Source organism: Pseudomonas sp. SDO5522_S412 (assembly GCF_054071215.1).
In genome coordinates, this window is the sequence record NZ_JBSVWQ010000331.1 from 1 (window position 1) to 4858 (window position 4858).

At 59.3% G+C, this 4858-nt stretch carries 5 protein-coding genes; all 5 read left to right on the plus strand.

Features of this window, described 5'->3' with window-relative positions; all coding sequences use genetic code 11:
- Nucleotides 1-569 precede the first annotated feature (569 nt).
- The 5 genes from ACW9I6_RS30790 (at nucleotide 570) to ACW9I6_RS30810 (ending at nucleotide 4737) form a co-directional block, all read left to right on the plus strand.
- Nucleotides 570-1355: an ABC transporter substrate-binding protein gene (locus ACW9I6_RS30790; RefSeq protein ID WP_457340183.1), complete on the plus strand. Its 786-nt coding sequence runs from the start codon at nucleotides 570-572 to the stop codon at nucleotides 1353-1355.
- 91 nt (nucleotides 1356-1446) lie between these two features.
- Nucleotides 1447-2136 carry an ABC transporter permease gene (locus ACW9I6_RS30795; RefSeq protein ID WP_003214341.1) on the plus strand — a complete coding sequence of 230 codons (690 nt, stop codon included), beginning with the start codon at nucleotides 1447-1449 and terminating at the stop codon, nucleotides 2134-2136.
- Entirely contained in the window at nucleotides 2133-2831 is a 699-nt protein-coding gene (locus ACW9I6_RS30800) for an ABC transporter permease (RefSeq protein ID WP_008435252.1), read from the plus strand. Before ACW9I6_RS30795 ends, ACW9I6_RS30800 begins: the two co-directional genes overlap by 4 nt.
- 1 nt (nucleotide 2832) lies before the next feature.
- On the plus strand, nucleotides 2833-3945 hold the full coding sequence (locus ACW9I6_RS30805) for a succinylglutamate desuccinylase/aspartoacylase family protein (protein ID WP_008435255.1): 1113 nt from the start codon (nucleotides 2833-2835) through the stop codon (nucleotides 3943-3945).
- A 27-nt stretch (nucleotides 3946-3972) separates the two neighbouring features.
- A complete protein-coding gene (locus ACW9I6_RS30810) occupies nucleotides 3973-4737 on the plus strand; it encodes an ABC transporter ATP-binding protein (RefSeq protein WP_457340184.1) in 765 nt (254 codons plus the stop codon).
- Nucleotides 4738-4858 lie beyond the last annotated feature (121 nt).

The following is a 4858-nucleotide window of genomic DNA, read 5'->3' on the forward strand; positions in this document are numbered from 1 at the left end:
TCAGTTAGTGGTGTGCTGGCTGACACGCCGCCTTCGCGAGCAAGCCCGCTCCCACATTTAGATTGCATTCCAAGGCTGGTCATCCGGTGGGGCGACTTACACAAAGCCAATAAATATCGGATTGTGTTGTAGGAAGTTTCTGAATGTTACCGAGCCCGGCAAATGTGTAACCCCACGCCCAAACATGAGGCAAAGTGCTACGCCGTTGCCCCGAAAACCCGCGTCTTAGACGCCCTGAAAAATTAGATCCAACGCTACACTTGCCGTGCTAGAAGGGTTTGCGAATAATAGGCCCGCAACTTGCAGCGTTAACAGGTTTAATATCTTTTGCCTCTGCATAAAATCAAGAGGCTGTCAATGTGCTGGAACCGCTTTCTCGGTGCTTCTGTAAATTGTTGTCGCATTGAGGAAATATCGGCTTCCGGCCTGTCGTTAGAATGCCGATCACTCGCTCGTCGTCGCCGATGCTGAACTGGCGCAGGACGCAGCACCGCTATTCGGTTTCACTCATTCGCATCGTGGGCCCTGGCTCATACTGCTGTTTTGCCCTATACCGATGGAGTCCCAAGATGAAGAAACTCGTGCTGTTGGGCGCCCTGGCGCTGTCCGTGCTGTCCATGCAGGCTTTCGCCGAAGGCAAGCCACTGAAGATTGGTATTGAAGCGGCTTACCCTCCGTTTGCCTCCAAGGCACCGGACGGCAGCATCGTCGGTTTTGACTACGACATCGGCAACGCCCTGTGTGAGCAGATGCAGGTCAAGTGCACCTGGGTCGAGCAGGAATTCGACGGCCTGATCCCGGCGCTGAAAGTGCGCAAGATCGACGCCATCCTGTCCTCGATGTCCATCACTGACGATCGCAAGAAGTCCGTGGACTTCACCAACCGCTACTACCTGACCCCAGCTCGCCTGGTATTGAAGGAAGGCACTGCCGTCAGCGACAGCCTGGATGAATTGAAAGGCAAGAAAATCGGCGTGCAGCGCGGTTCGATCCACGACCGTTTCGCCAAGGAAGTGCTGGCTCCCAAAGGCGCCACCATTGTTCCTTACAGCTCGCAGAACGAAATCTACCTGGACGTAGAAGCCGGTCGCCTTGATGGCACCGTAGCCGACGCCACCCTGTTGCAGGAAGGCTTCCTCGACACGCCAGCCGGTAAAGGCTACGCGTTCACCGGCCCGGCCTTCACCGACGCCAAGTACTTCGGCGACGGTATCGGCATCGCGGTACGTAAAGGCGACAAGGAAAACCTGGACCGCATCAACGCTGCAATCGCTGCGATCCGTGCCAGCGGCAAGTACAAGGCAATCCAGGACAAGTACTTCAACTTCGACATTTACGGCCCAGAAGCCAAGTAAACCGTCGCAGCTGTCTGTCCAGAATGGCGCAAGCACCAGGATCTCTGAAGTTTGCGCCATTTTTTCATCCCCCTTTTCGAGGACCTGAATCATGTTGAAAGGCTACGGGGCTGTCATCCTCGATGGCGCTTGGTTGACGCTTCAGCTCGCCTTGTCGTCCATGGCCCTGGCCATTGTTCTGGGTCTGATCGGGGTCGCGTTGCGCCTCTCGCCGGTGCGCTGGTTGGCCTGGCTGGGCGACCTGTACTCCACGGTGATCCGCGGGATCCCCGACCTGGTGCTGATCCTGCTGATTTTCTACGGCGGTCAGGACCTGCTTAACCGCGTTGCGCCGTTGCTCGGCTACAACGACTACATTGACTTGAACCCCTTGGCCGCCGGTATCGGCACCCTGGGTTTCATCTTTGGCGCCTACCTTTCGGAAACCTTCCGTGGCGCCTTCATGGCCATTCCCAAGGGCCAGGCCGAAGCCGGCCTGGCGTATGGCATGAGCCCGTTCCAGGTGTTTTTCCGGGTGATGGTGCCGCAGATGATTCGGCTGGCGATCCCCGGGTTTACCAACAACTGGCTGGTACTGACCAAGGCTACCGCATTGATTTCGGTGGTGGGCCTGCAAGACATGATGTTCAAGGCCAAGCAGGCGGCAGACGCCACCCGCGAACCTTTTACCTTCTTCCTCGCAGTGGCGGCGATGTACCTGGTGATCACCAGCGTGTCGTTGCTGGCCCTGCGTCATCTTGAGAAGCGCTACTCCGTAGGCGTAAAGGCGGCTGATCTATGATCTTCGACTACAACGTCATCTGGGAGGCCATGCCGCTGTACCTCGGCGGCTTGCTGACCACCCTGAAACTGCTGGCCATTTCGCTGTTCTTCGGTTTGCTCGCGGCCTTGCCCCTGGGCCTGATGCGCGTGTCCAAGCAGCCGATCGTCAACGGTGTTGCCTGGCTCTACACCTATGTGATTCGCGGCACGCCGATGCTGGTGCAGCTGTTCTTGATCTACTACGGCCTGGCCCAGTTCGAAGCGGTGCGCGAAAGCTTCATGTGGCCACTGCTGTCCAGCGCGACCTTCTGCGCGTGCCTGGCGTTTGCCGTGAACACCAGCGCCTATACCGCCGAGATCATCGCCGGCAGCCTCAAGGCCACGCCCCACGGCGAGATCGAGGCAGCCAAGGCCATGGGCATGTCGCGCTACAAGCTGTACCGCCGGATCCTGCTGCCATCGGCCCTGCGCCGGGCGCTGCCGCAATACAGCAACGAAGTGATCATGATGCTCCAGACCACCAGCCTTGCGTCCATCGTCACCCTGATCGACATCACCGGTGCCGCGCGCACGGTGAACGCCCAGTACTACTTGCCGTTCGAAGCCTATATCACTGCGGGTGCGTTCTACCTGTGCCTGACCTTCATCCTGGTGCGTCTGTTCAAGTTGGCCGAAGGCCGCTGGCTGAGCTACCTGGCTCCACGGAAGCATTGATATGGAACGTATCGATCACCTGTTGCCCTGGGGTCACCTGGGCTGCGAACGCCAGCTGACGGTGTTTCGTTTCGGTAGCGGCGAGCGCAAGGCTTATATCCAGGCCAGCCTGCACGCGGATGAATTGCCCGGCATGCGCGCCGCCTGGGAGCTGAAAAAGCGCCTGACGGAACTGGAACAGCAAGGCGCCCTCAACGGCGTGATCGAGCTGGTTCCCGTCGCCAATCCGATGGGCCTGGGGCAACTGCTGCAAGGCAGTCACCAGGGCCGTTTCGAGATCGGCAGCGGCAAGAATTTCAACCGCGACTTCGTTGAGTTGAGCGAGCCGGTTACCGAGTTGCTCAACGGCAAGCTGGGGGATGATCCTCACGCCAATGTGCGCTTGATCCGCCAGGCCATGAGCGATGCGCTCAATGCGTTGCCGGCGCCGAGCAGCCAGTTGCAAGGCATGCAGCGAGTGTTGCTGAGCCATGCCTGCACCGCCGACGTGGTCCTCGACCTGCATTGCGACGCCGAAGCCGCGTTGCACATGTACGCGCTGCCGCAACACTGGCCGCAGTGGCGTTCGCTGTCGGCGCACCTGAATGTGAAGGTCGGCCTGCTGGCGGAAGATTCCGGCGGCAGTTCGTTTGACGAAGCCTGTTCGCTGCCGTGGCTGCGCCTGTCCCGGGCGTTCCCCGAGGCGCAGATTCCCCTGGCATGCCTGGCGACGACTCTGGAGCTGGGTGGCCAGGCCGATACTGGCCGTGACGAAGCGATTTTCCACGCTGAAGGCATCCTGGCGTTCCTCGCCGAGCAAGGCCTGATCCGTGGTGAATGGCCCGCGCCGCAGCACGAGCCCTGCGAAGGCCTGCCCTTCGAAGGCACCGAGTTGTTGTTCGCGCCCCACGCCGGCGTGATCAGCTACCTGCGTAAAGCCGGTGACGTAGTCGAAGCCGGCGACCCGATATTTGAAGTGATCGATCCCTTGTCCGACCGCGTGAGCATTGTTTGCGCGGGCACGCCTGGGGTGCTGTTTGCCGTTGAACGGCTACGTTATGCCCAAGCGGGTTTCTGGCTGGCCAAGGTGGCGGGGCGCGAAGCGCTGCGGCACGGGCGCTTGCTCAACGACTGACCAACTGTTTTTGTGAGAACCGACCGCATGTACAAACTTGAAGTCCAAGACCTGCATAAACGCTATGGCAGTCATGAAGTGCTCAAAGGTGTTTCCCTGGCCGCCGCGGCCGGTGATGTGATCAGCATCATCGGGTCCAGTGGCTCGGGCAAAAGTACCTTTTTGCGCTGCATCAACCTGCTGGAGCAGCCCCACGCCGGCAAGATTCTGCTCAATAACGAAGAGCTGAAACTGGTGGCCAACAAGGACGGCGCCATGAAGGCTGCAGACCCGAAACAGCTGCAACGCATGCGTTCGCGACTGTCGATGGTGTTTCAGCACTTCAACCTGTGGTCCCACATGACCGCGCTGGAAAACGTCATGGAAGCACCTGTGCACGTCTTGGGCATGTCGAAAAAAGACGCCCGGGAAAAGGCCGAGCACTACCTGGCTAAAGTGGGTGTGGGCCATCGCAAGGATGCGTTCCCTGGCCACATGTCCGGCGGTGAACAGCAACGCGTGGCGATTGCCCGTGCCCTGGCGATGGAGCCTGAGGTGATGCTGTTCGACGAACCCACCTCGGCCCTCGACCCGGAGCTGGTGGGCGAAGTGCTCAAGGTGATGCAGGACCTGGCCCAGGAAGGCCGGACCATGGTGGTGGTGACCCACGAAATGGGCTTTGCCCGTGAAGTCTCCAACCAACTGGTGTTCCTGCACAAAGGCATCGTTGAAGAACGTGGCAACCCGCACGAAGTGCTGGTAAACCCACAGTCCGAGCGTTTGCAGCAGTTTCTTTCCGGCAGCTTGAAGTAAACAGAACTGCTTTTATGCACTGAATTAGTGCAAGCTTCACAATCCTGAGGTTGCCCCAATCCCCTGTGGGAGCGGGCTTGCTCGCGAAAGCGGTGTATCAGTCGATACATCCGGTGACTGA